At 63.2% G+C, this 21,722-nt stretch carries 21 protein-coding genes and 1 tRNA gene; 14 read left to right on the top strand and 8 right to left on the bottom strand.

The window, feature by feature from the left end; translation table 11 throughout:
- Nucleotides 1-56: 56 nt before the first annotated feature.
- Genes C0V82_RS12135 through C0V82_RS12145 form a run of 3 tightly spaced genes read left to right on the top strand, consistent with a single transcriptional unit; the run spans nt 57 to nt 1,345 of the window.
- Nucleotides 57-344: a hypothetical protein gene (locus C0V82_RS12135; RefSeq protein ID WP_102112570.1), complete on the top strand. Its 288-nt coding sequence runs from the start codon at nt 57-59 to the stop codon at nt 342-344.
- A 3-nt stretch (nt 345-347) separates the two neighbouring features.
- Entirely contained in the window at nt 348-581 is a 234-nt protein-coding gene (locus C0V82_RS12140) for a hypothetical protein (protein ID WP_102112571.1), read from the top strand.
- Nucleotides 578-1,345, top strand: a complete 768-nt coding sequence (locus C0V82_RS12145) for a glycerophosphodiester phosphodiesterase family protein (RefSeq protein WP_102112572.1) — start codon at nt 578-580, stop codon at nt 1,343-1,345. The genes C0V82_RS12140 and C0V82_RS12145 overlap by 4 nt, the downstream gene beginning before the upstream one ends.
- Before the next feature lie 4 nt (nt 1,346-1,349).
- On the opposite strand, the gene C0V82_RS12150 is transcribed toward C0V82_RS12145, so the two are convergent.
- On the bottom strand, nt 1,350-2,360 hold the full coding sequence (locus C0V82_RS12150) for a sensor histidine kinase (RefSeq protein ID WP_102112573.1): 1,011 nt from the start codon (nt 2,358-2,360) through the stop codon (nt 1,350-1,352).
- Between the two features lie 112 nt (nt 2,361-2,472).
- Entirely contained in the window at nt 2,473-2,751 is a 279-nt protein-coding gene (locus tag C0V82_RS12155) for a hypothetical protein (protein ID WP_102112574.1), read from the bottom strand.
- Between the two features lie 164 nt (nt 2,752-2,915).
- On the opposite strand from C0V82_RS12155, the gene C0V82_RS12160 reads away from it, so the two are divergent.
- Entirely contained in the window at nt 2,916-4,133 is a 1,218-nt protein-coding gene (locus C0V82_RS12160; RefSeq protein WP_054168156.1) for an argininosuccinate synthase, read from the top strand.
- A gap of 64 nt (nt 4,134-4,197) precedes the next feature.
- Here the strand turns inward: C0V82_RS12160 and C0V82_RS12165 are convergent, their stop codons facing one another.
- Nucleotides 4,198-5,016 carry an arylamine N-acetyltransferase family protein gene (locus tag C0V82_RS12165; protein ID WP_158659890.1) on the bottom strand — a complete coding sequence of 273 codons (819 nt, stop codon included), beginning with the start codon at nt 5,014-5,016 and terminating at the stop codon, nt 4,198-4,200.
- Nucleotides 5,017-5,118: 102 nt separating this feature from the next.
- Nucleotides 5,119-5,349 (bottom strand): hypothetical protein, encoded by a 231-nt coding sequence (locus tag C0V82_RS12170; protein WP_102112576.1) that lies wholly within the window; start codon nt 5,347-5,349, stop codon nt 5,119-5,121.
- A gap of 502 nt (nt 5,350-5,851) precedes the next feature.
- Here C0V82_RS12170 and dnaK point away from each other — a divergent pair.
- The 4 genes from dnaK (at nt 5,852) to trpS (ending at nt 11,918) form a co-directional block, all read left to right on the top strand.
- Entirely contained in the window at nt 5,852-7,780 is a 1,929-nt protein-coding gene (gene dnaK / locus C0V82_RS12175) for a molecular chaperone DnaK (protein ID WP_102112577.1), read from the top strand.
- A 176-nt stretch (nt 7,781-7,956) separates the two neighbouring features.
- Nucleotides 7,957-9,102: a molecular chaperone DnaJ gene (gene dnaJ, locus C0V82_RS12180; RefSeq protein ID WP_102112578.1), complete on the top strand. Its 1,146-nt coding sequence runs from the start codon at nt 7,957-7,959 to the stop codon at nt 9,100-9,102.
- A 172-nt stretch (nt 9,103-9,274) separates the two neighbouring features.
- Complete coding sequence (murJ, locus tag C0V82_RS12185; protein WP_102112579.1) at nt 9,275-10,840, top strand: murein biosynthesis integral membrane protein MurJ; 1,566 nt, start codon at nt 9,275-9,277, stop codon at nt 10,838-10,840.
- 76 nt (nt 10,841-10,916) lie between these two features.
- On the top strand, nt 10,917-11,918 hold the full coding sequence (gene trpS, locus C0V82_RS12190; protein WP_102112580.1) for a tryptophan--tRNA ligase: 1,002 nt from the start codon (nt 10,917-10,919) through the stop codon (nt 11,916-11,918).
- A gap of 60 nt (nt 11,919-11,978) precedes the next feature.
- Here the strand turns inward: trpS and C0V82_RS12195 are convergent, their stop codons facing one another.
- The 3 genes from C0V82_RS12195 to C0V82_RS12205 all read right to left on the bottom strand — a co-directional run bounded on the left by C0V82_RS12195 (nt 11,979) and on the right by C0V82_RS12205 (nt 15,887).
- On the bottom strand, nt 11,979-14,843 hold the full coding sequence (locus C0V82_RS12195) for a [protein-PII] uridylyltransferase (protein WP_245924081.1): 2,865 nt from the start codon (nt 14,841-14,843) through the stop codon (nt 11,979-11,981).
- A gap of 128 nt (nt 14,844-14,971) precedes the next feature.
- Complete coding sequence (locus tag C0V82_RS12200) at nt 14,972-15,490, bottom strand: hypothetical protein (protein ID WP_158659891.1); 519 nt, start codon at nt 15,488-15,490, stop codon at nt 14,972-14,974.
- A 109-nt stretch (nt 15,491-15,599) separates the two neighbouring features.
- Complete coding sequence (locus C0V82_RS12205; RefSeq protein ID WP_102112583.1) at nt 15,600-15,887, bottom strand: BolA family protein; 288 nt, start codon at nt 15,885-15,887, stop codon at nt 15,600-15,602.
- Nucleotides 15,888-15,953: 66 nt separating this feature from the next.
- On the opposite strand from C0V82_RS12205, the gene C0V82_RS12210 reads away from it, so the two are divergent.
- The 6 genes from C0V82_RS12210 (at nt 15,954) to cobT (ending at nt 21,607) form a co-directional block, all read left to right on the top strand.
- On the top strand, nt 15,954-16,886 hold the full coding sequence (locus tag C0V82_RS12210) for a DMT family transporter (RefSeq protein WP_102112584.1): 933 nt from the start codon (nt 15,954-15,956) through the stop codon (nt 16,884-16,886).
- Nucleotides 16,887-17,000: 114 nt separating this feature from the next.
- The gene (locus C0V82_RS12215) at nt 17,001-17,597 is read left to right on the top strand and encodes a J domain-containing protein (protein ID WP_102112585.1); all 597 of its coding nucleotides are present in this window, start codon (nt 17,001-17,003) and stop codon (nt 17,595-17,597) included.
- A gap of 42 nt (nt 17,598-17,639) precedes the next feature.
- Complete coding sequence (gene cobS / locus C0V82_RS12220) at nt 17,640-18,644, top strand: cobaltochelatase subunit CobS (protein ID WP_102112586.1); 1,005 nt, start codon at nt 17,640-17,642, stop codon at nt 18,642-18,644.
- Between the two features lie 238 nt (nt 18,645-18,882).
- Complete coding sequence (locus C0V82_RS12225) at nt 18,883-19,179, top strand: hypothetical protein (protein WP_102112587.1); 297 nt, start codon at nt 18,883-18,885, stop codon at nt 19,177-19,179.
- A 134-nt stretch (nt 19,180-19,313) separates the two neighbouring features.
- On the top strand, nt 19,314-19,589 hold the full coding sequence (locus tag C0V82_RS12230; protein WP_158659892.1) for a hypothetical protein: 276 nt from the start codon (nt 19,314-19,316) through the stop codon (nt 19,587-19,589).
- 128 nt (nt 19,590-19,717) lie between these two features.
- Nucleotides 19,718-21,607 carry a cobaltochelatase subunit CobT gene (gene cobT / locus C0V82_RS12235; protein ID WP_102112589.1) on the top strand — a complete coding sequence of 630 codons (1,890 nt, stop codon included), beginning with the start codon at nt 19,718-19,720 and terminating at the stop codon, nt 21,605-21,607.
- Nucleotides 21,608-21,624: 17 nt separating this feature from the next.
- On the opposite strand, the gene C0V82_RS12240 is transcribed toward cobT, so the two are convergent.
- Nucleotides 21,625-21,701: transfer RNA gene (locus C0V82_RS12240), tRNA-Arg, on the bottom strand.
- Between the last annotated feature and the right edge of the window lie 21 nt (nt 21,702-21,722).

Below are 21,722 nucleotides of genomic sequence, written 5' to 3' on the forward strand. Positions count from 1 at the left end.
GACCCCTGTTCCAATCATGCTATGTCCCCTGTCTCTGTCTGTTGAAAGTTGGATCGATGGAAGCGGGTGAGGCGGGATTGGGGGGCTGGCAACTGGCCTTGGTGGTGCATGCAGTCCTGACCCTGGCTGCACTCTGGCCGGCCCGACGCCTGATGCAGCGGGCGGGTTTGCCAATGGCCTGGATCGTCTGGCTGGCGCTGCCTTTGTTCGGCTGGGCCGTGTTCGCCAGCCTTCTTGCATTCAAAACCTGGCCCAACCTGCCACCGCGCCCGGAAAAACTGCATCCGCGGGAAAGACTGAAGCGGCAAAGGGCCAAGGAACAGGCCGCGACGGGGGAGGGCTGAGCCATGCCGCGCTATGGCGATCTGGTGGATATGCTGTTCTTCCTGCCGGGCTGGGCTTCCATCCTCGTGGTGGTGCTGACCATCACCTGGACCGTTTGCATGGCCGGCATCGCCCTGGGCAAAACGGGGCGCAACCCGCTCTGGGCCATGGCGGTCTTCCTGTTTTTCCCGCTTCTGACCGTAGGGCTGTGGATTGTGGCGCTGTCGCGCTGGCCCCGTCTTGATCAGAAGCCATGAGGGCGAGGTCCCTTCATCCCTATCTGGATCATCCTGGTCCTATCCCCTTCGCCCATCGCGGTGGTGGCCTTGAAGCGCCGGAAAACAGTCTGGCCGCCTTCAACCGCGCCATCGACCTTGGTTATCGCTATATCGAAACCGATGTGCAGGTAACGGCGGACGGGCATCTCGTCGTCTTCCATGATCCTATGCTGGAACGCCTGACCGATGGTCAGGGCCGCATCGACGATCTGCCCTGGTCCGCCATATCACAAGCGCGGGTGGCGGGTCGGGAACCGATCCCGTTGCTGGACCAGGTGCTGGAGACCTGGCCAGACCTGCGCCTCAATATCGATCCCAAATCGGATGCGGCAGCGCGTGTCCTGGTCACGGCATTGCGTCGGCATAACGCGTTGGACCGCGTCTGCGTCGGGTCCTTCTCCGGCTCCCGGCTTGCACGGCTGCGGTCGGACCTTGGGGGCGATCTTTGTTCTTCTGCCGGTCCGTGGGAAGTGGCGCGGGTCTGGGCCGCTGGCCATGGCCTGCCGCTACCGGCCCCAGCGGACCCGCACTGCCTGCAGGTGCCCGTACGGCACAAGGGGCTGACCGTGGTCACCCCTGGCCTGATCCGCGCGGCCCATGCGCGCGCCCTTTGCGTGCATGTCTGGACAGTGGACGAGGCGGCGGAGATGGAACGCCTTCTGGATATGGGTGTGGACGGCATCATCACCGACCGCCCGACGCTGCTGCGTGACGTGATGATCCGCAGGGGGCAGTGGTCTTAAGACCCTAAACGCTGAACAGCAGCCGGGCCTCGGCACCGGTGCCGGTGTCCGTCATCCGGAAATCACCGCCCAGCTGCTGTGTCAGCAGCCGTACCAGCCGCAGCCCCAGGCTGTGCACCGTGGCCGCGTCGAAACCAGGGGGCAGACCTCGGCCATTATCGGTGACTGACAGTTCAACCCGGTTACCTTCCGCCAGCCGGGCCGCGACACGGATCAATCCTTGCTGACGGTCCACGAAGGCATGTTCCAGACTGTTGCTGACCAGCTCGGCCACCACCAGGGCTGCAGGAATGATCTTTTCCGACGGCAGGGGCAGGGGGGTGGCCTCCACCGCCACTTCAATGCCGGCCGGTGCGCCCGCACGCGCCACATCTTCCACCAGTTCAGATAGAAAGGAGGCGAAATTGCCGTGGCTGTTTTCCGGGTCGTGCAGACGGCGCTGGATCTTGCCGATAGTGGCCAGCCGTGTGGCGGCATCGGTCAATGCGCGGCGCGCCTTCTCATCCGTGACATCGGCCTTTTGCAGGGCCAGCAGGGCTGAGACGATCTGGATATTGTTGGAAACGCGGTGCTGAAGCTCTGCGAAAAGCACAGCGCGGTGGGCGGCCAGTTCGCTGGCCTCCTGCTCCGCCTTCTTGGCGCGGGCCCGCTCCTGCCGCACCCTGGCCAGCGCGATATTCATCACATGGATGATGGCGATATCGATGGCGACGATGAGGACGAAGAAGCCCAGGGCCAGGGCACCGGGCCCGTCTAGCCCGAACCCGTCCGGCGGAATAAAGAAATACCAGGCGGCCAGCGCCGACAGAACCGCCACCAGAATGCCGGGCCATAGACCCGCGAAAAAGGTTGTCAGGATGACGGCGGGAAAGAAGGTCAGGAACGGAAAACCCGGCGGCAGGGCCGCCTCCGCCGTCCAGCGCACCACCAGGGCAAGGCCGAAGGCCAGCAACGCGAAACCGTAGGCGAACAGTGGGGAGCGTCTGCCGGTTTCAATCGCGAGAAGGAGAGCCATCAGGACCGGCCTTGGCCAAGCAGTGATTTTCTGGCGGGACCATAGCAACATTCTGGGGTGCCGTCGTGGGGGTAATCATAACGGCAAGACCCTGATACCAGCTGAAGCGGTATCAAAGTTGCCCGCCATCAGGCGGCATACGCTCCGTCACCTCCCTATGCACCGCCTCATCATGACCGCTACGGCTGGAGAAGAAGACCAGCGCCATCAGCCCGCCACCCACAATCAGCGAACCCAGAATCCCCAGGCCCAGCGCGATAAATCCATGCAGGCTTATCCCCTGTTCCGGTCCGCCGCCGCCCATCGCGTTCCACGCCATGACGCCGCCGACCGCCGCCGCCAGCAGCATGGCCAGCAGGCAGACGATCATCAAAAGGCCCCCACGGCTCATCTTTCACCCTCTTCATTTGTCACAGGCGCATCCATCCGATATGGGGCTTGCCGCTGTTGCCGGCCAGCCCCCATGCGGATGCGGGCCTCATGGTCTGGACAGGTGCCGTCACCCCCGATAACTTCCGTGCCCGGTTCAACCTGTTACCGCAACGGATATTACCCATGAAGAGCGGCGTGAAGAAAGTCGTGCTGGCCTATTCGGGCGGCCTCGACACCTCGGTTATCCTGAAATGGCTGCAGGAGACCTATGCTTGCGAGGTCGTGACCTTCACCGCCGATCTCGGCCAGGGTGAAGAGCTGGAGCCCGCCCGCAAGAAGGCCGAGCTGCTGGGCGTGAAGCCTGAAAACATCTTCATCGACGATCTGCGTGAAGAATTCGTGCGCGACTTCGTGTTCCCGATGTTCCGCGCCAATACGCTGTATGAAGGCACGTATCTGCTGGGCACATCCATCGCCCGTCCGTTGATCGCCAAGCGTCAGATCGAAATCGCCCGTCAGGTCGGTGCCGATGCCGTGGCCCATGGTGCCACCGGTAAGGGCAATGATCAGGTCCGGTTTGAGCTGGGCTATTACGCGCTGAAGCCCGACGTGACGGTGATCGCGCCGTGGCGGGAATGGGACCTGAACAGCCGCACCCAGCTTCTGGAATTTGCCGAAAAGCACCAGATCCCCATCGCCAAGGACAAGCGTGGCGAGGCCCCGTACAGCACGGATGCCAACCTTCTGCACATCTCCTACGAAGGCAAGGCCCTGGAAGATCCCTGGGTGGAAGCCGACGAGGACATGTACACCCGCTCCGTCGCCCCGGAAAAGGCGCCGGACGAGGCTGAATATGTCGAGATCGAGTATGAGAAGGGCGATGCCGTCGCCGTGAACGGCGTGCGCCTGACGCCCGCCGCCTTGCTGACCGAACTGAACCGTCTGGCCGGCAAGCATGGCATTGGCCGTCTGGATCTCGTGGAAAACCGCTATGTCGGCATGAAGAGCCGTGGCGTCTATGAGACGCCGGGCGGCACGCTGCTGTCGGTCGCCCATCGCGGCATTGAGAGCATCACGCTGGACCGTGAGGCGCTGCACCTCAAGGATGAGCTGATGCCGCGCTACGCCAAGCTGATCTATAACGGCTTCTGGTTCTCGCCCGAGCGTGAGGCGCTGCAGGCCCTGATCGACAGCACCCAGCAGCGGGTGAATGGTGTCGTCCGCCTGAAACTGTTCAAGGGATCGGCCCGCGTTGTCGGCCGCAAGAGCCCGAACAGCCTGTACCGTCTGGATTATGTGACCTTCGAGGCTGACAGCGTTTATAACCAGAAGGACGCCGAAGGCTTTATCAAGCTGAACGCGCTCCGCCTGCGCCTGAACAGCATCGCCAAGGGTCTGTAAGACACTCCTGGTTTGATGAAGGTGAAAAACCGCCCGCATCCCCTCCGGATGCGGGCGGTTTTGTTTATGGTGCGATGCCTTCAATGGGCTTCAGCACCGCACCCTCTGGCAAGTCGATCATGAAACGCTCGACCAGGATGTGACGGAACGTCGCCTCGTCTGTGATCTGCATTTCCTCCACCAATTCACCCCGCAGCCGTCGGCGGTAGAGGCCGTTCAACAATGTATGCCGCTCTGTCAGGGTGGTGCGGGCGGCCACCCGGTTCTGTACGAACCGGGAGGCGGGGTGGGTGGATGTGTAATGGTTGCCGAAGATCAGGTCGTATTCGACGACTTCTTCCTGCCCGAACCAGTAAAGCCCAAACCAGCAACCATCGCGCCAGACCTCCAGTTCCCAACCCGGTGACCAGTCGGAAGTACGCAGGCGCCAGCGATCACCGGCGCTGTCATACTCACCCGCAATCAGGGGCAGGGGTTCGGCCAGACACGACCCGCCGAACCCGACATCGCAGACATAGGCCTGCCCGGCGATGGTAACCAGCAGCATCAGATGGCTGCGCCCGCCGGGATCACCACCCATCCGCACCCGCGCCACACGTCGCGTGACATCGAACCCGATGGCCGTCAACGCCATGGACAGCAGGCTGTTCTGTTCAAAACAGTAACCGCCCCGCCGCCGCCGCACCAGCTTGGCCAGGATGGCATCGGGTTCCAGCCGGATGGGCAAGCCCATCTGGATATCCAGGTTTTCGAACGGAATCGTGCCGACATGGCCGATATGGATGGCGCGCAACGTTGCTAGATCGGCAACAGCCGGGCCGTCATGGCCGACACGGGCCAGATAGGCTTCAAGGTCGAACGGATCGGAATGATTGTCGGGCATGGTGGCCGGCATCCTGGCAAAGCGGGAAAGCATCCATCCCTTAAGCCAGGGCGGGTCGACCCCACCAGCCCGAAAGCGTCCTCATGACATGAAGCAGCATGCTCAGCAGGAACCCGCAACGCGGCGGTTGGCCAAATCATTCGGTGCTGCTGCGGCGGCCTTGCGCCGGGCCTTGGCGGCGTCGTCGGCGGCCAGGGCAGCCAGGGCCAGGAATTCGGCCAGATCGTCCATCTGGCTGCGGCGGGCATCGCGCACCAGGCTTTCCAGGCAGCGCTTGATGGCCATCGCCACTTCCGGCGCCGGTTCGTCCCCAACCAAATCCTGATTGTTCATTGAACAGTCCATCGGTTCCGCCCCCCTGTCGACGGCTTCAGGCCCTGTTGCAGAGCCATCCTTATCCAATGGAGTCGATGCTAAAGCGTTTCCATAAAGAAATATAGATATAAACGTATTAATTTTTAGCGGTAATAAGTATAACTTAGAAAGTTGCTTGGCCGCCCAAGCAAAAATGGTTGCCACATGTCGGGTGCAACCATAGAGATGTATGCGTTACTTAAACGTCATATGAACATGTTTACTCCCAAGGGAAGGTTGGCGATGTCTGCACACGCATTGCTCTGGACCCTCCCGTGACACCGCTGGCACCGCGCGGTTCCGGCATCGCTGCCTTGACGAAATTGTCAATGCCGTTACGAAGGCAGGACAGTTGCGGACTTCGGCGCTCCTGCCTATATCTGCTGTGCGCCAGGACGGTGGCCCGTCCCGGAGATCAACAATGGGGACCATATCGCGGTGCTTAGGGCTGCGGGCGGTCTGCCGAACAAGAGAGGTCGTCATGAGCAAGGTTATCGGTATCGATCTGGGCACCACGAATTCCTGCGTGGCCGTCATGGAAGGCACACAGGCCAAGGTTATCGAGAATGCCGAAGGCGCGCGCACCACGCCGTCCATGGTCGCCTTCACCCCCGGTGGTGAACGGCTGACGGGACAGCCCGCGAAGCGCCAGGCTGTCACGAACCCCGACAACACCCTGTTCGCCATCAAGCGTCTGATTGGCCGCCGTTACGATGATCCGGTGACCAAGAAGGATGCGAACCTCGTCCCCTACAAGATCGTGTCGGGCGGCAATGGCGATGCCTGGGTCGAAGCCCAGGGCGATAAGTACAGCCCCAGCCAGGTCAGCGCCTTCATCCTGCAGAAGATGAAGGAGACCGCCGAGGCTTATCTGGGTGAAAAGGTCACCCAGGCCGTCATCACGGTTCCCGCCTACTTCAATGACAGCCAGCGTCAGGCCACCAAGGATGCGGGCAAGATCGCCGGCCTGGAAGTGCTGCGCATCATCAACGAGCCGACGGCCGCCGCCCTTGCCTATGGCATGGAAAAGAAGGGCACCGGCACCATCGCCGTCTACGACTTGGGCGGTGGTACGTTCGACGTGTCGATCCTGGAGATCGGCGACGGCGTGTTCGAGGTGAAGTCCACGAACGGCGACACCTTCCTGGGCGGTGAAGATTTCGACGGCAAGATCATCGATTATCTGGCCGAAGAGTTCCAGAAGGAGCAGGGCATCGACCTGCGCAAGGACCGTCTGGCCCTGCAGCGCCTGAAGGAAGCCGCCGAAAAGGCCAAGATCGAGCTGTCCAGCTCCGTCCAGACAGAAGTCAATCTGCCCTTTATCACGGCCGATGCGTCGGGCCCGAAGCACCTGAACATCAAGCTGACCCGCGCCAAGCTGGAAGCTTTGGTGGAGGATCTGGTCCGCCGCACCGTCGGCCCCTGCCAGGCTGCCCTGAAGGATGCTGGTCTGAAGGCGTCGGAAGTGGATGAGGTGATCCTGGTCGGCGGTATGACCCGCATGCCCAAGATCATCGAGACCGTGAAGCAGATTTTCGGCAAGGAGCCGAACCGTGGCGTGAACCCCGACGAGGTGGTGGCCATTGGTGCGGCCATCCAGGGCGGCGTCCTGAAGGGCGACGTCAAGGATGTTCTGCTGCTGGATGTCACCCCGCTGTCGCTGGGCATTGAGACGCTGGGTGGCGTGTTCACCCGCCTGATCGATCGCAACACCACGATCCCGACCAAGAAGTCTCAGGTCTTCTCCACGGCAGAAGACAACCAGTCCGCCGTGACCATCCGCGTGTTCCAGGGTGAACGCGAGATGGCCGCCGACAACAAGATGCTGGGCCAGTTCGACCTGATGGGCATTCCGTCCGCCCCGCGTGGTGTGCCACAGATTGAGGTGACCTTCGACATCGACGCCAACGGCATCGTCAATGTCGGCGCCAAGGACAAGGCCACCGGCAAGGAGCAGGTGATCCGCATTCAGGCGTCGGGCGGTCTGTCGGACAGCGACATCCAGAAGATGGTGAAGGATGCTGAGGAGCACGCGGCGGAAGACAAGAAGCGCAAGGAACTGGTGGAAGCCAAGAACCACGCTGACGGTCTGATCCACTCCACCGAGCGGACGCTCAAGGAGAATGAGGACAAGATCGCCGCTGCCGACAAGTCCGCTGTCGAAACCGCTATCGCCGATCTGAAGTCGGCCATGGGCGGTGATGATCCGGCGGCCATCAAGGCCAAGACCGATGCTCTGGCCCAGGCCAGCATGAAGATCGGCGAGGCTCTGTACAAGGCCGGTCAGGAAGGTGGTACTGCTGACGGCGCTTCTGCCTCCGCTTCCAACGCCGGGGATGATGACAATGCCGGTGGTGAGAAGGTGGTGGACGCCGACTTCGAGGAAGTTGACGACCGCAAGAAGAACTGACGCCGCTTGACCCCCAATTTCGGGGGCGGGACAGCCGTTCCAAGTCTGGCGCTGGCCCGCCCGGTTTACCCGGGCGGGCCTGTTGCTTGACAGGAATGTTGATGAATTGGCTTCCAATCCGGGTTCGGCGCCACTGACAGGCCGGCCGGACCGGATGCGAAGGGACAGAGGCCACCATGTCGAAGCGCGATTATTACGAAGTTCTCGGCGCCCCGAAAAACGCCAGCGCCGACGACCTGAAAAAGGCCTATCGCAAGCTGGCCATGCAGTATCACCCCGACCGCAATCAGGGTGACAAGACGGCCGAGCAGAAGTTCAAGGAAATCAACGAAGCCTATGATTGTCTGAAGGACGAGCAGAAGCGCGCCGCCTATGACCGGTTCGGCCATGCCGCCTTTGAAGGCGGCGGTGGGCGTCCCGGTGCGGGCGGTGGTGCCGGTGGCTTCGATTTCGGCGGCGGCTTCGCCGACATCTTTGACGAGATGTTCGGGGAATTCATGGGCCGGGGCGGGCGCGGCGGCCAGACCAATAATCGCGGCAATGATCTGCGCTACAATCTGGAAATCAGCCTGGAGGATGCCTTCAAGGGCTCCGCCACCCAGGTGCGCGTACCGACCAGCGTGATGTGCGATCCCTGCGGCGGGTCGGGCGCTGAAGCGGGCAGCAGCCCCACCACCTGCGGTACCTGTAACGGCGCCGGTAAGGTGCGGGCCCAGCAGGGCTTCTTCACGATCGAACGTTCCTGCCCCACCTGTAACGGGGCGGGCCGCGTCATCAAGGACCCGTGCCGCCATTGCGGCGGTCAGGGTCGCGTGCGCAAGGAAAAGACCCTGCAGGTCTCCATCCCGGCGGGCGTGGAGGATGGCACCCGTATCCGTTTGGCCGGCGAGGGCGAGGCGGGATTGCGCGGCGGCACGCCGGGCGATCTCTATATCTTCCTGTCGATCGCGGCCCACCGCTTCTTCCAGCGTGACGGGGCCAATCTGCATTGCCGGGTGCCCATCCCCATGACCACGGCGGCGCTGGGCGGGACGATCGAAGTCCCGACCATCGACGGCAGCCGCGCCAAGGTGAATGTCCCCGCCGGCACCCAGACGGGCCACCAGTTCCGTCTGAAGGGCAAGGGCATGAGCGTGCTGCGCAGCCCGCAGCGCGGCGACATGTACATCAATGTCATGGTCGAAACGCCCGTGAACCTGACGAAGCGCCAGCAGGAACTGTTGCGCGAATTCGAAAAGGACGCGTCGGAGAACGGCCAGAATCCCGAGTCGGAGGGCTTTTTTGCCAAGGTGAAAGAGTTCTTTGCCGATTTGAAGGATTGACGACAGGGTAGTTTGCCCTGTCGTCATCCCCGCGCAGGCGGGGATCCAGCATGAGCGGCGTCTGCCGCAATATGAGTCATATCGGCGCTGACCGCGCCTCATGCTGGGTCCCCGCTTTCGCGGGGATGACAAATGGGGGTAGCGTCAAGGCCCCACCAGCCCGGACCCCTTCATGAGCTTTGCCCGCGCTATCGCCACCGTCGGCGGCATCACCATGGTCAGCCGCGTGCTGGGCTTTGTGCGCGACATGCTGCAGGCCCGGTTCCTGGGTGCGGGCATGGAGGCGGATGCCTTCTTCGTGGCCTTCCGCCTGCCCAACCTGTTCCGCTCCCTGTTTGCCGAAGGTGCCTTCACGGCGGCCTTCCTGCCGCTCTTTGCCGGGGCGATGGAGAAGGAAGGCAAAGATGCGGCCAAGGGGCTGGCCGAAGAGGCTTTGTCTGTCATGGTCGCCATCTTGATGATTTTCTCAATCATCATGGCGCTTGCCATGCCCTGGGTGGTGGCGGTCCTGGCTACGGGATTCCATGATGATCCCGCACAGTTCAAGCTGGCAGTGACACTTTCCCACATCACCTTTCCCTATCTGGCACTGATTTCCATCACGGCCTTGTTTGGGTCTATCCTCAATGCCGTGGGCCGGTTCGGGCCGTTCGCGGCGGCGCCGGTGCTGCTGAATATCGTGCAGATCACGGGTTTGCTGCTGTCGGGACCGCTGGGCATCGGGGCGCATTGGATGCTGGCCTATGGCGTGCCCGTGGCGGGGCTGGCGCAGATGCTCTGGATGATCCTGGCGGCACGCCGGGCCGGCATGGGCCTGTCCCTGCGCCGTCCGCGCCTGACGCCGCGCGTCAAGAAGCTGTTTGCGCTTCTGGCGCCCGGCATCCTGGGGGCGGGCGTCTATCAGTTCAATTTGCTGGTCGGCACCAACCTTGCCTCCTGGCTGCCTACGGGGGCGGTGTCGCATCTGCAATATGCCGACCGCCTGAACCAGCTGCCCATGTCGGTGATCGGGGTGGCCGTGGGCACGGCCCTGCTGCCGCTGCTGTCACGGCAGATGGTGGCCGGCGACCAAGACGGGGTGAAGGCCAGCCTGTGCCGGGGCCTGGAGTTTGCGGCCCTGTTCGGCCTGCCGGCGACGGTGGCACTGCTGACCATTCCGGCCCCGCTGGTGCATGTGCTGTTCAAGGGCGGCGCCTTCACAGCCGCCGATGCGACCGCCACGGCGGCGGCCCTGCAGGCCTTTGCAATCGGCATTCCCGCTTTCATCGTGGCCAAGATCCTGTCCTCGGCCTATTTCGCCAAACAGGACACGAAGGGGCCGGTGCGCATCGCCATTGTGGTGCTGATCGGCAATGTCTTGGTCTCTCTGGCCCTGATCGAACCGCTGGGCCATGTCGGGCTGGCCCTGGCGCCCGGCTTGACCGCTTGGTTGAATGTGGTGCTGCTGGCCATCGGGTTGCGTCGCCGGGGTCTGCTGATTCTGGATGGAAGGCTGAAAAGCCGCCTGTGGCGCATGGCGCTGGCGGCCCTCGGCTTGGCGCTGGCCGGCATCGGGCTGACCGAACTGCTGGCGAAATCGCTGTTCGTGGGTGCGGCCCTGGAACGGATTAGCGCCCTGGTGGCTGTCATCGCCGGTGCCTCTGTGACCTATTTCGCACTGTGTTTCCTGTTGGGGGCCACGCGCCTTGCCGAGATCAAGGGGCTGCTGCGTCGCGGCGGCGGCACGCCCGCCGCTTGACCCGGCAGGTATGCCCGCGCGATACAGACGGCCCGGCATTTCGCCTTCCACAAGCGACCGATAGAGACCTCAAGCGATGAGCCTTATCTTTTCCGGCATGCAGCCGACCCGCCAGCTCCACCTCGGCAATTATCTCGGCGCGCTGAAGAACTGGGTGAAGCTGCAGAACGACATGGACGCCATCTTCTGCGTCGTCGATCTGCACGCCATGACCATCGATCACGACCCCGAAACCCTGCGGAACAATATCCGTGAGGTTGCCGCCGCCTACATCGCGGCCGGCATCGACCCGGACAAGAACATCCTGTTCAACCAGTCGTCGGTCAGCGGCCATGCCGAATTGAACTGGATTCTGACCTGCCACACGCCGTTGGGCTGGTTGAACCGCATGACCCAGTTCAAGGAAAAGGCCGGCAAGCAGAAGGACAATGCCGTTCTGGGTCTCTATGCCTATCCGGTCCTGATGGCCGCCGACATCCTGCTGTACAAGGCCACGCATGTGCCGGTGGGCGAGGATCAGAAGCAGCATCTGGAACTGGCCCGCGACATTGCCGGCGCCTTCAACCGTTATTACAAGGCTGACGGCTTCTTTCCTCTGCCCGAACCGCAGATCCTGGGCGAGGCAACGCGGGTGATGAGCCTGCGCGACGGCACCAAGAAAATGTCGAAGTCGGATGAAAGCGAGTATAGCCGCATCAACCTGACAGACGATGCCGACACCATCGCGCTGAAGATCCGTAAGGCCAAGACCGACCCGGAACCCCTGCCCGAGACGGTGGAGGACCTGGAAAAGCGGCCCGAGGCCAATAATCTGGTCACCATCTATGCCGCGCTGTCCGACACGACTCGCGCGGCGGTCCTGGCAGAGTTCGGCGGGCAGCAGTTCAGCGCCTTCAAGGGTGCTCTGGCCGACCTGTCGGTCGCCAAGCTGGCCCCCATCGCCGGCGAGATGAACCGCCTGCTGGGCGATAAGGCCGAGTTGGACCGGCTGCTGAAGAAGGGTGCCGACCGCGCGGGCGAGATTGCGGCCCGCACGGTGAATGAGGTGAAGGATCTGGTGGGTCTGGTGCGGTTCTGATCTTCAAAACCCATGGGTGTTGAAAGGGGGATGGACGGGTGATCGTCCATCCCCCTTTTGTTACGCCGCCTTCTTCTTCACCTTCGCCGCCTTGGCCGGTTCCGGCTCTCCCTCCGGTTCGGTCAGGGCGTTCAGCAGCGCATGGCGGATTTCGGCCAGCTTGCGTTCGTGCGTGACCTTCAGGCCGAAGACGTCCTTCACATAGAACACGTCGATGGCGACGTTGCCATAGGTCGAGATCTTGGCCGACGCGATCTGCAAATTCGCCTGTGTCAGGGTGCGGGTCAGCAGGTAGAGCAGGCCAGGACGGTCGCGGCCATTCACCTCGATCACGGTGTGATTACCCGTAACGGTATTATCCACCAGCACGCGCGGCGGCACCTTGAAGGCGCGGGAGCGGGCCGTCTGCGGCGGGCGGCGACGGTCCAACTCGTCGGCCAGCCGCAACTCCCCGGCCAGAACCTTGTCCACCATCACCGACAGCCGGGCCAGCTTGTCCCCGCTGTCGAACGAGCCGCCACCGGCGGCCTGTACTGTGAACACGTCCAGCGCCATGCCATTGGTCATGGTGAAGATGCGTGCATCCATGATGTCGGCCCCTGCGAGCGCCAGGGCGCCCGCAAGGCGGGAGAACAGGCCTGGATGGTCGGCGGTATAGACGGTCACCTCCGTCACCACGCGCCCCCGGTCGATACGCGTATCCAGGGTCAGCGGAGCCTTTGTGCGCTCTGCCTCCCGGATCAGGCGGGCATGGTGGGCCAGCGTCGGTGTGTTCAGCGACAGCCAATAGCCGGGATATGCCCGCGCCATATGGGCATCGATATCAGCGGCGGGCCAGTCGGCCAGCTGGGCCCGCAGGGCCGCCTGCGCCGCCGCCACCCGGCTGTCGCGGCCTTCGGTGCCGACGGCACCGTTCATCCGCTCTTCACAGCGGCGGTACAGCTGACGCAGCAGCGTGGCCTTCCAGCCATTCCAGCGGCCCGGCCCCACGGCCCGGATATCGGCAACGGTCAGGCAGAGCAGCAGCTTCAACCGTTCCGGCGACTTCACCAGATCGACAAATTTGGTGATGGTGTTCTCATCATCCAGGTCGCGCTTGAAGGCGGTGTCGGACATGGCCAGGTGCCAGCGCACAAGCCAGACCACCGTTTCCGTCTCTTCTTCCGTCATGCCCAGGCGGGGGCAAAGCTTCTCGGCGACCTTGGCACCGAGGATGGAATGGTCACCCCCGCGCCCTTTGGCGATGTCATGCACAAGCATGGCGACATAGAGCGCGCGGCGCGACGAGACGGTATGGATGACCTCCGACGCCAGCGGCACCTCTTCGGTCAGGGCGCCTTTCTCCACCTGATGCAGGATGCCGACCGCGAACAGCGTATGCTCGTCCACCGTGAAATGGTGGTACATGTCGAACTGCATCATGCCCACGATGCGCCCGAAATCCGGCACGAACCGGCCCAGCACGCCCGCCTCGTTCATGCGGCGCAGCGCGACCTCCGGGTCCTTCTTCGATGACAGGATTTCCAGGAACAGGCGGTTGGCCTCGTCATCCTCCCGCAGCTTCACCCCGATGCTGGACAGGGCGCGGGTAATGGCGCGCAGGGCGTTCGGATGGATATCCAGATCATTTTCCTGCGCCACATGGAACAGGCGGATCATGTCGATGGGCTGATCCTTGAAATGCCGTTCGGACTTCACGTTCAAACGACCGGCATCCAGGGTAAAGCCGTTGAAATCCGCCCCGCGCTGGAAACGCTTGCGCAGGAAGGCAAAGCGCGGGGCGCGCTTGCTTTCCTGTTCCAGCGTGGCGCAGAAGATGCGGGTCAGGTCGCCCACATCCTTGGCGATCATGAAGTAATGCTTCATGAAACGCTCAACCGCGTTCTTGCCGGCATGTTCGGTATAGCCCAAACGCCGCGACATCTCCGTCTGCAGGTCGAAGGTCAGACGGTCTTCCTGGCGGCCTGTCAGGTAATGCAGCTGGCAGCGGGCGGCCCACAGGAAGCTTTCGGCCTTGGCGAAGCGCTGTGCTTCCTCCGGCGTCAGTACGTCCTTGGCAACCAGCCCCTCTACCTCATCGACCTGATAGGCGTATTTGGCAATCCAGAACAGGGTCTGCAGGTCGCGAAGCCCGCCCTTGCCCTCCTTGATGTTGGGTTCCAGCATGTAGCGGCTGTCGCCGACCTTGCGGTGGCGCTCGTTCCGCTCGCCCATCTTGGCTTCGATAAAGGCGGTGACGCTGCCGCTGGCAGCCACGACATCCTTGGCGAAGCGCCGGCGCAATTCATCGAACAGGGTCTTTTCGCCCCACAGGAAGCGGGCTTCCAGCAGGCTGGTGCGGATGGTCATGTCATCCAGCGACAGGCGGATGCATTCATCCACCGACCGCACCGCATGCCCCACCTTCCAGCCCAGATCCCAGAGCAGGTAGAGCATGTATTCCACCACCTGCTCCACGCGCGGCGTGCGCTTATAGGGCAGCAGGAACAGCAGATCGACGTCGGAGAAGGGTGCCATCTCGGCGCGGCCATAGCCGCCGATGGCGACGATGGCCAGCCGCTCGCCCTTGGTCAGTTCCGCCGTCGGGTAGACATGGTCCAGCGTGAAATCGGCCAGCGCCTGCACGATGCTGTCGGTCAGCTTCGCAGTCTGGTGGACGCAGTCATCGCCACGGTGCGATGCCTCGAAACGGCTGCGGATGGCGGTACGGCCTTCGGCCAATATCTCTTTCAGCAGGGACAGCAACGGCCCCCGCAGCCTGTCGATGCTGCCGTCATGCGCCTCGGCCAGCGCATTCAGCCGTTTGGCAATGCTGGTCCGGCCAGGGATGGGGGGCTGTCGCGTGCCATCGGACCGGCGGGAGGCGCCTTCGGTCTGGGCGGCGTTGCTGCTGCGGGGTGCTGCGGGGGGAATGGTATCTGGCATCACACGGGTTCCGGGACTGTCCCTGCGTGATAGTATGGCACGAAACATCCGTCCAGGCTTGGGCCTTCCGTATACGAACAGCCCCATAACCCCCTCCCTGCGATGATTTTCTACCTTGTCTCACGCAATCAGCCCTCTCCGGCGGCACTCAGCAGCCGCTTGGCATTCTCATTGGTGGCGCGGTGATAGGGGGCCAGGCCGCGTCCGCCCAAGCGCGAGGCTTCCAGCGCCATGCGACCACAGGCGATTTCCGCAGCACTCAGGCTGGTCTCGACATAATCGCTGGCCGCACCGCCATAGCGTATGGGGTCGGGTGGGGCCGCCATCTCCAGCCCGGCCTGGGCCGTGGCCGTCACCTGCTGCGCCAGCCATTCCATCCAGACATCGGACAGGGCCAGCAGGCCGGTCGCCAGGGCACGCTGTGCCTCCAACGCGGCATCCAGCTTTTCCCAGACCATGGTGGTGAATTCGGGGTCCTGAAGACGGGCCGGATCGAACCCCGCAGCGGCCAGTCGGACGGCGCGCAGACCGATGGTTTGCTGCGCTGCCCACAAGGTCTCACCCAGGACCATGGCCGTCGCCGTCAGTTCGGCCGCGACCTCCGCCCCACGGGCGGCCAAGGGTGTTGGGGTTTCCCGTATCATCATCCGTCCCCTTCTTCAGGCAGGGGAGGTACCCCCGCCAGGACAGGGTACAGAGTGCCATGCTGCAATGCAACATACCCTGCGGCGGGTGGTCGCGCTGCGGGGGCCTGACCTACACTTGACTTGCCGCTTCCTCCGGCGTCAGGGCCTGGATCGACAAGGCATGCACCCGTTCGGCCAGTTCCGCCGACACGGCGCCATACACCAGACGCTGGCGTGCCACGCGCCCCAGCCCCTCGAACCGGTTCGAGACGATGACCACATCGAAATGGGTTTCCCCGCCCGGCTGGTCGGCGCCCGCATGGCCGGCATGATGGTGCGAGACGTCCTTGATGGTCAGGCTTTGCGGGTTTAGAGCCTCTGTCAGCTTGTCCCGCATGCGGGTCGCATAGATTGCCATGGTCATTTCCGGGGCCGGTTCGGCCCTTGCCAGGAGTGGGACATGGCCAACAGGTAGTGGATCATCATGCCGGATACCAGCCCGCCGACACCGGTGGCGACGAAGAAAGCCCATCTGGTGACGCGACCCATGGCCGTCACCCTGCTGGTGCTGGTCATCCTGCTCTGGGGGGTCAACTGGCCCGTGATGAAGCAGGTGGTGGGCCATATGCCGCCCATCAGCTTCGTCGCATCGCGCCTGCTGCTGGGCGCTGTCTCGCTGCTGATCTTCACAGCCGCCCGGCGGCAGCTACGGCTGCCGTCCAGGGCCGATCTGCCCGTGATCTTGTCGGTGGGCGGGCTGCAGATGGGGGTGTTCACCCTGCTGGTGACCATCGCGGTCCAATATGTGCCGGCGGGTCGTGCCGGCATCCTGGCCTACACAACTCCGCTGTGGGTGGTGCCGCTGGCCCTGATCTTCCTCAAGGAAAAGGTGGGCTGGGCCAAGGCAGGCGGGCTGCTGGTCGGCCTGTCCGGGGTGGCGGTGCTGTTCAATCCGGCGGCGTTCGACTGGACACAGCGGCCCGTGCTGCTGGGTAATGGGCTGCTGATGCTGGCGGCGCTGATCTGGGCTTGCAACATCGTGCATGTACGCCGTCACCGCTGGGTCGGCACGCCGCTGCAATTGGCGCCCTGGCAGATGATGTTGGCCGCATCCATGGCCACCATCGCCGCCTTGGCGATGGAGGATCAGTTGCAGATCGACTGGTCGGGACAACTGGTGGTGCTGCTGATCTATAACGGCCCTATCGCCACCGCCTTCTGTTTCTGGGCCATGGTCACGGTCAACCGGGCGCTGCCGGCCATCACCACCTCGCTGTCGGTCCTGGGTGTGCCGGTGGTGGGGCTGCTATCCTCGGCTCTGTGGCTGCGGGAGCCCCTGACCATGACCAATCTGGCGGGCTTGGGCCTGATCGGGGGCGGGCTGATGCTGGTGGCCCTGTCGGAACGGCGGACATAGGCTTTTCGCCTCGTCAAGCCCGGTGCGACTGCATGGCAGGCAGACGCGCAACCGTGCACGCGCATTATCGGCGTCCTTGTCAGCGTCAAGCTTGCCACCCATACTCTGCGGGTTATGCAGAAGAACCGGCCCAACCTCTCCTTCGATTTCCGGGAAGCACCGCGCGCTCACCTGCGCGCGTGCGACAATCCCGGTTGCCGGGAGGCCGGGGAGCATCGGGCACCCAAGGGCCGGGACAAGCTGAACGAATATTACTGGTTCTGCCTGGACCATGTCCGTGACTACAACAAGTCGTGGGACTTCTATGCCGGTATGTCCCAGGACGAGATCGAGCGTCATGTGCGCCAGGATACGACCTGGCAGCGCCCTTCCTGGCCCATGGGCGACTGGCGCACGCATGAGCGGCGCACCCGCAACAAGGTGTTCAATGGCGGCTTCGCCTTTGGCGCCGACTGGTCGGGGGAGGAGGGTGAAACCCGCCGCAGCGCCCCGCGCCCGAAGGCCCGCACGGCAGAGGAAGAGGCGCTGATGGCGCTGGATCTTCCGCCCGATGCGGATTTCGCCACCATCAAAGCCCGCTACCGCCAGCTTGCCAAACAATATCACCCCGACGCCAATGGCGGGGCGAAGGAGGCAGAGGAGCGGTTGAAATCCATCAACCAGGCCTACACAACCCTGAAAGCCGCCTTTGGCGGACAACAGTCCGACTAGGCCTGACAGACCCCGGCATCAGAGATCAGAAGCAGCGCAAGAATGGCACCCGACATGGTTTCCAACAGCACGGCCACCCATCCCGAACTGCCCGACATCACCGTGTCCGTGCGCGAGGTTTTCGGCATCGACAGTGACATGCGTGTCCCGGCCTTTTCCGTCGCCACGGAACATGTGCCGGAGCGGGACAAGGCCTATCGCTTCGACCGCGAGACGACGATGGCCATCCTGGCCGGCTTCGCCTACAACCGCCGCGTCATGATCCAGGGCTATCACGGCACCGGCAAGTCGACCCATATCGAACAGGTCGCGGCCCGTCTGAACTGGCCCTGCATCCGCGTCAACCTGGACAGCCATATCAGCCGTATCGACCTGATCGGCAAGGACGCCATCGTCCTGCGTGATGGCAAGCAGGTGACGGAATATCGCGAAGGCATCCTGCCCTGGGCGCTTCAGCACGCCTGTGCCGTTGTTTTCGACGAATATGATGCCGGTCGCCCCGACGTGATGTTCGTGATCCAGCGCGTGCTGGAGCTGGAAGGCAAGCTGACCCTGCTGGACCAGAACAAGGTCATCCGCCCGCATCCGGCCTTCCGCCTGTTCGCGACGGCCAACACGGTCGGCCTGGGCGATACGACGGGCCTTTATCATGGTACCCAGCAGATCAACCAGGGCCAGATGGACCGCTGGAACATCGTGGCAACCCTGAATTACCTGCCGCATGCCGACGAGGTGCGGATCATCCTGGCCAAGGTGTCGGATTACGACACGGACGAGAAGCGCGGCACCGTGGCGGCCATGGTCCGGCTGGCCGAAATGACCCGCAGCGGCTTCATCGCTGGTGACATTTCCACGGTGATGAGCCCGCGTACCGTTATCACCTGGGCCCAGAACGCGGCGATTTTCGGCGGCGATGTTGGTTTTGCCTTCCGTGTTTCCTTCCTGAACAAGTGTGACGAGGTCGAGCGCGCCACCGTTGCGGAATATTATCAGCGCTGCTTCGGCCAGGAATTGCCGACAGGTGCATTCAAAGGCACGCTCGTCTAAGCATAAACCTCTGAAGATTTACAAGGCGGCTGCATCAACGATGTGGCCGCCTTTTTCATTCAGCTATTTATTTGCAAAACTGCAATGAATTAACATGTTTAACATTCAATCTATCTAGCATGCCTTTCGACTCTGCCTTTCGTATTATCAATTGGTTGCGGCGCGGCAATTGCCCACGCATCAAATATCCGTTATTGTATGTCTTGGGGCATGTATTGTTACTTTGGAGAATGCGACGATGAAGAAGTTTGGATTGGGGGTGGCCGCACTGATGTTGGCCGCTCAGCCGTTCGTGGCCGGTCTTGCCATGGCACAGGCTGCACCGGCGGGTGATGCCCCGGCTGCTGCTGGCGCTGTTGCTGCTGATGATGCCAACAAGGAAATCTGCAAGGGCGAAAAGCCGACGGGCACCCGTCTGGCCAAGAAGAAGGTCTGCCGCACCAAGGCGGAGTGGGACGAGTTCTACCGTCTGCAGCGCGCCGAGACGGAGCAGATGCAGCGTAACGATATGGCGATTAAGACGCCCAAGGGCTGATCACATGTTGCGCGATGGCGGGCCGCGATGGGGCGGCCCGTATCAACGGCAGGGGCGGCACGCCTCCCCCGTCGTTGTCCATCGGGCATGACATGACCGGGCCTGGGCAAATCCATCAACAGGGGAGGAAGCACATGCGCGGTTCTGTATCTTTTGTAATGGCTCTGGCCCTTACGGTCGCACCGGCTTTTGCCGTCCAGGCCCAGTCGGGCAGCGGGCAGGCCCCTGCGGCAACGACCGCATCGGAAGCCGACAAGCAGATCTGCAAGAAGGAAAAGGAGACGGGAAGCCGTCTCGCCGCCAAGAAGGTGTGCCGCACCAAGGCGGAATGGGATGAGTTCTACCGCCTGCAGCGGGCGGAGACCGAGCAGATGCAGCGCAACGACGCCGCTTCCAAGACACCCAAGTAAGCTCTCTTCCTGCCCGGCATGAGCGGGACGGATAGGCGACCTTGGCAAAATGGTTGGGTATGATCACACCCATCCGTTATTGTTGCTGTGCGCCCTGTCGATGCGGGCGGATGGAACAGTGACGGATCATGACCCAGGAAAGCCCCCTTGAGACCTTCAAGCGCGCCACCACCGCCACCGTGCGGGCCCTGGCGGACCGCAAGGATCTGGTGGTGGGCTTCTCCTCTGAACCGGCCGGCGTGGCGGGCACCCGCGTGCGGGTACCACTGCCACCCCGCGATCTGAACCCCCGCGAACTGGCGCATGTGCGAGGGTCGGCGGATGCCGCGGCCCTGCGCCTGCGTCACCACAACGCCGCCATCCATGCCAACCGCATGCCGGTCAGTGAGCAGGCCCGCTTGTCGTATGAGGCGCTGGAACAGGCGCGGGTGGAGGCAATCGGCGCCACCCAGATGCGGGGCGTGGCCGGCAATCTGGCCGCCAACCTGGAGGAGAAGTACCGCAAGGCGGGCTTCGACCGGCTGAACGATCCTGAACAGGTGCCGGTGCCCGACGTGCTGCGCCTGCTGGCGCGCGAAGCCATGACCGGCGCCCCGCCGCCCGAAAGCGCGCGAGCCGCCGTGGATCTGTGGCGGCAGAAGGTGGCCGACAAGCTGGGCGCCGGCCTGGACAAGCTGTCGGACGTCATGGAGGACCAGGACGCCTATGCCAAGGCTGTTCGCCGCCTGCTGTCCGACATGGATATGGAAGTGGGGGCCGAGCCGGAAAGCGAAGAGGGCGAGCAGGACAATGCACCTGAAAGCCCCGATGCTGGCGACAGCGATAAGGAGATGGACAGCCAGGGCGGCCAGCAGCAGTCCGGCGAAGACCAGTCGCAGGAAATGCAGGAGCAGCAGCAACAGCAGCGCCGGTCCGAGGACGCCGCCGAGGGCGAGGATGGCGAGAAGGCCGAGGGTGAGCTGAGCGAGGGCGAAGGGTCCGAAGAGCCGGGCAATCCTGGACAGCAGCCGCGCCCCGAACGCGCCCGAAATGAACCTGACGCCGGCACCTACAAGCCCTATACCACCGCCTTTGACGAGGTGGTGGATGCCGCCGACCTGTGTGATCCCGATGAACTGACCCGCCTACGCCTGATGCTGGACCAGCAGTTGCAGCATCTGCAGGGCGTGATTTCAAAGCTGGCCAACCGCCTGCAGCGCCGCCTGCTGGCCAAGCAGACGCGGTCGTGGGAGTTTGACCTGGAAGAAGGCATGCTGGACGCGGCGCGTCTGGCCCGCGTCGTCATCAACCCGACCGTTCCCCTCTCCTTCAAGCGGGAGAATGAGACGGATTTCCGCGATACCGTCGTCACCCTGCTGATCGACAATTCCGGGTCGATGCGTGGGCGCCCCATCTCCATCGCGGCGATGAGTGCTGACATTCTATCGCGCACCCTGGAACGCTGTGGCGTGAAGGTAGAGATACTGGGCTTCACGACGCGCGCCTGGAAAGGCGGGCAGTCACGTGAACGCTGGATCGCGGCTGGAAAGCTGCCGCAGCCGGGCCGCCTGAACGATCTGCGTCATATCATCTATAAGGGGGCGGATGCCCCCTGGCGCCGCGTGCGCCGCAATCTGGGCCTGATGCTGCGCGAAGGCATCCTGAAGGAAAATATCGACGGTGAGGCGTTGATGTGGGCGCATCAGCGCCTGCTAGGCCGCCCTGAACAGCGCCGCATCCTGATGGTGATCAGCGATGGCGCACCCGTGGATGACAGCACCCTGTCAGTCAATAACGGCTCCTACCTGGAAAAGCACCTGCGCGCCGTCATCGATTGGATCGAAACCAAAAGCCCGGTGGAACTGGTTGCCATCGGTATCGGCCATGACGTCACGCGCTATTACCGGCGCGCCGTTACCATCATCGATGCCGAACAGCTGGGCGGCACCATGATGGAAAAGCTGGCGGAGCTGTTCGACGAGGACAGCCGCCGTGGTTGGGGCGCTGCCCCTCGCCGCGCGGCGGGCGGACGGCGCTGATTTCAGGCGGGGAAATGTGGCGCGCCCGGCAGGACTCGAACCTGCTGCCTCCAGTTTAGGAAACCGGCGCTCTATCCTGATGAGCTACGGACGCCAACCACGCCCCCCATATAGC

It is taken from the genome of Niveispirillum cyanobacteriorum, from assembly GCF_002868735.1.
In the GTDB taxonomy this organism is placed as follows: domain Bacteria; phylum Pseudomonadota; class Alphaproteobacteria; order Azospirillales; family Azospirillaceae; genus Niveispirillum; species Niveispirillum cyanobacteriorum.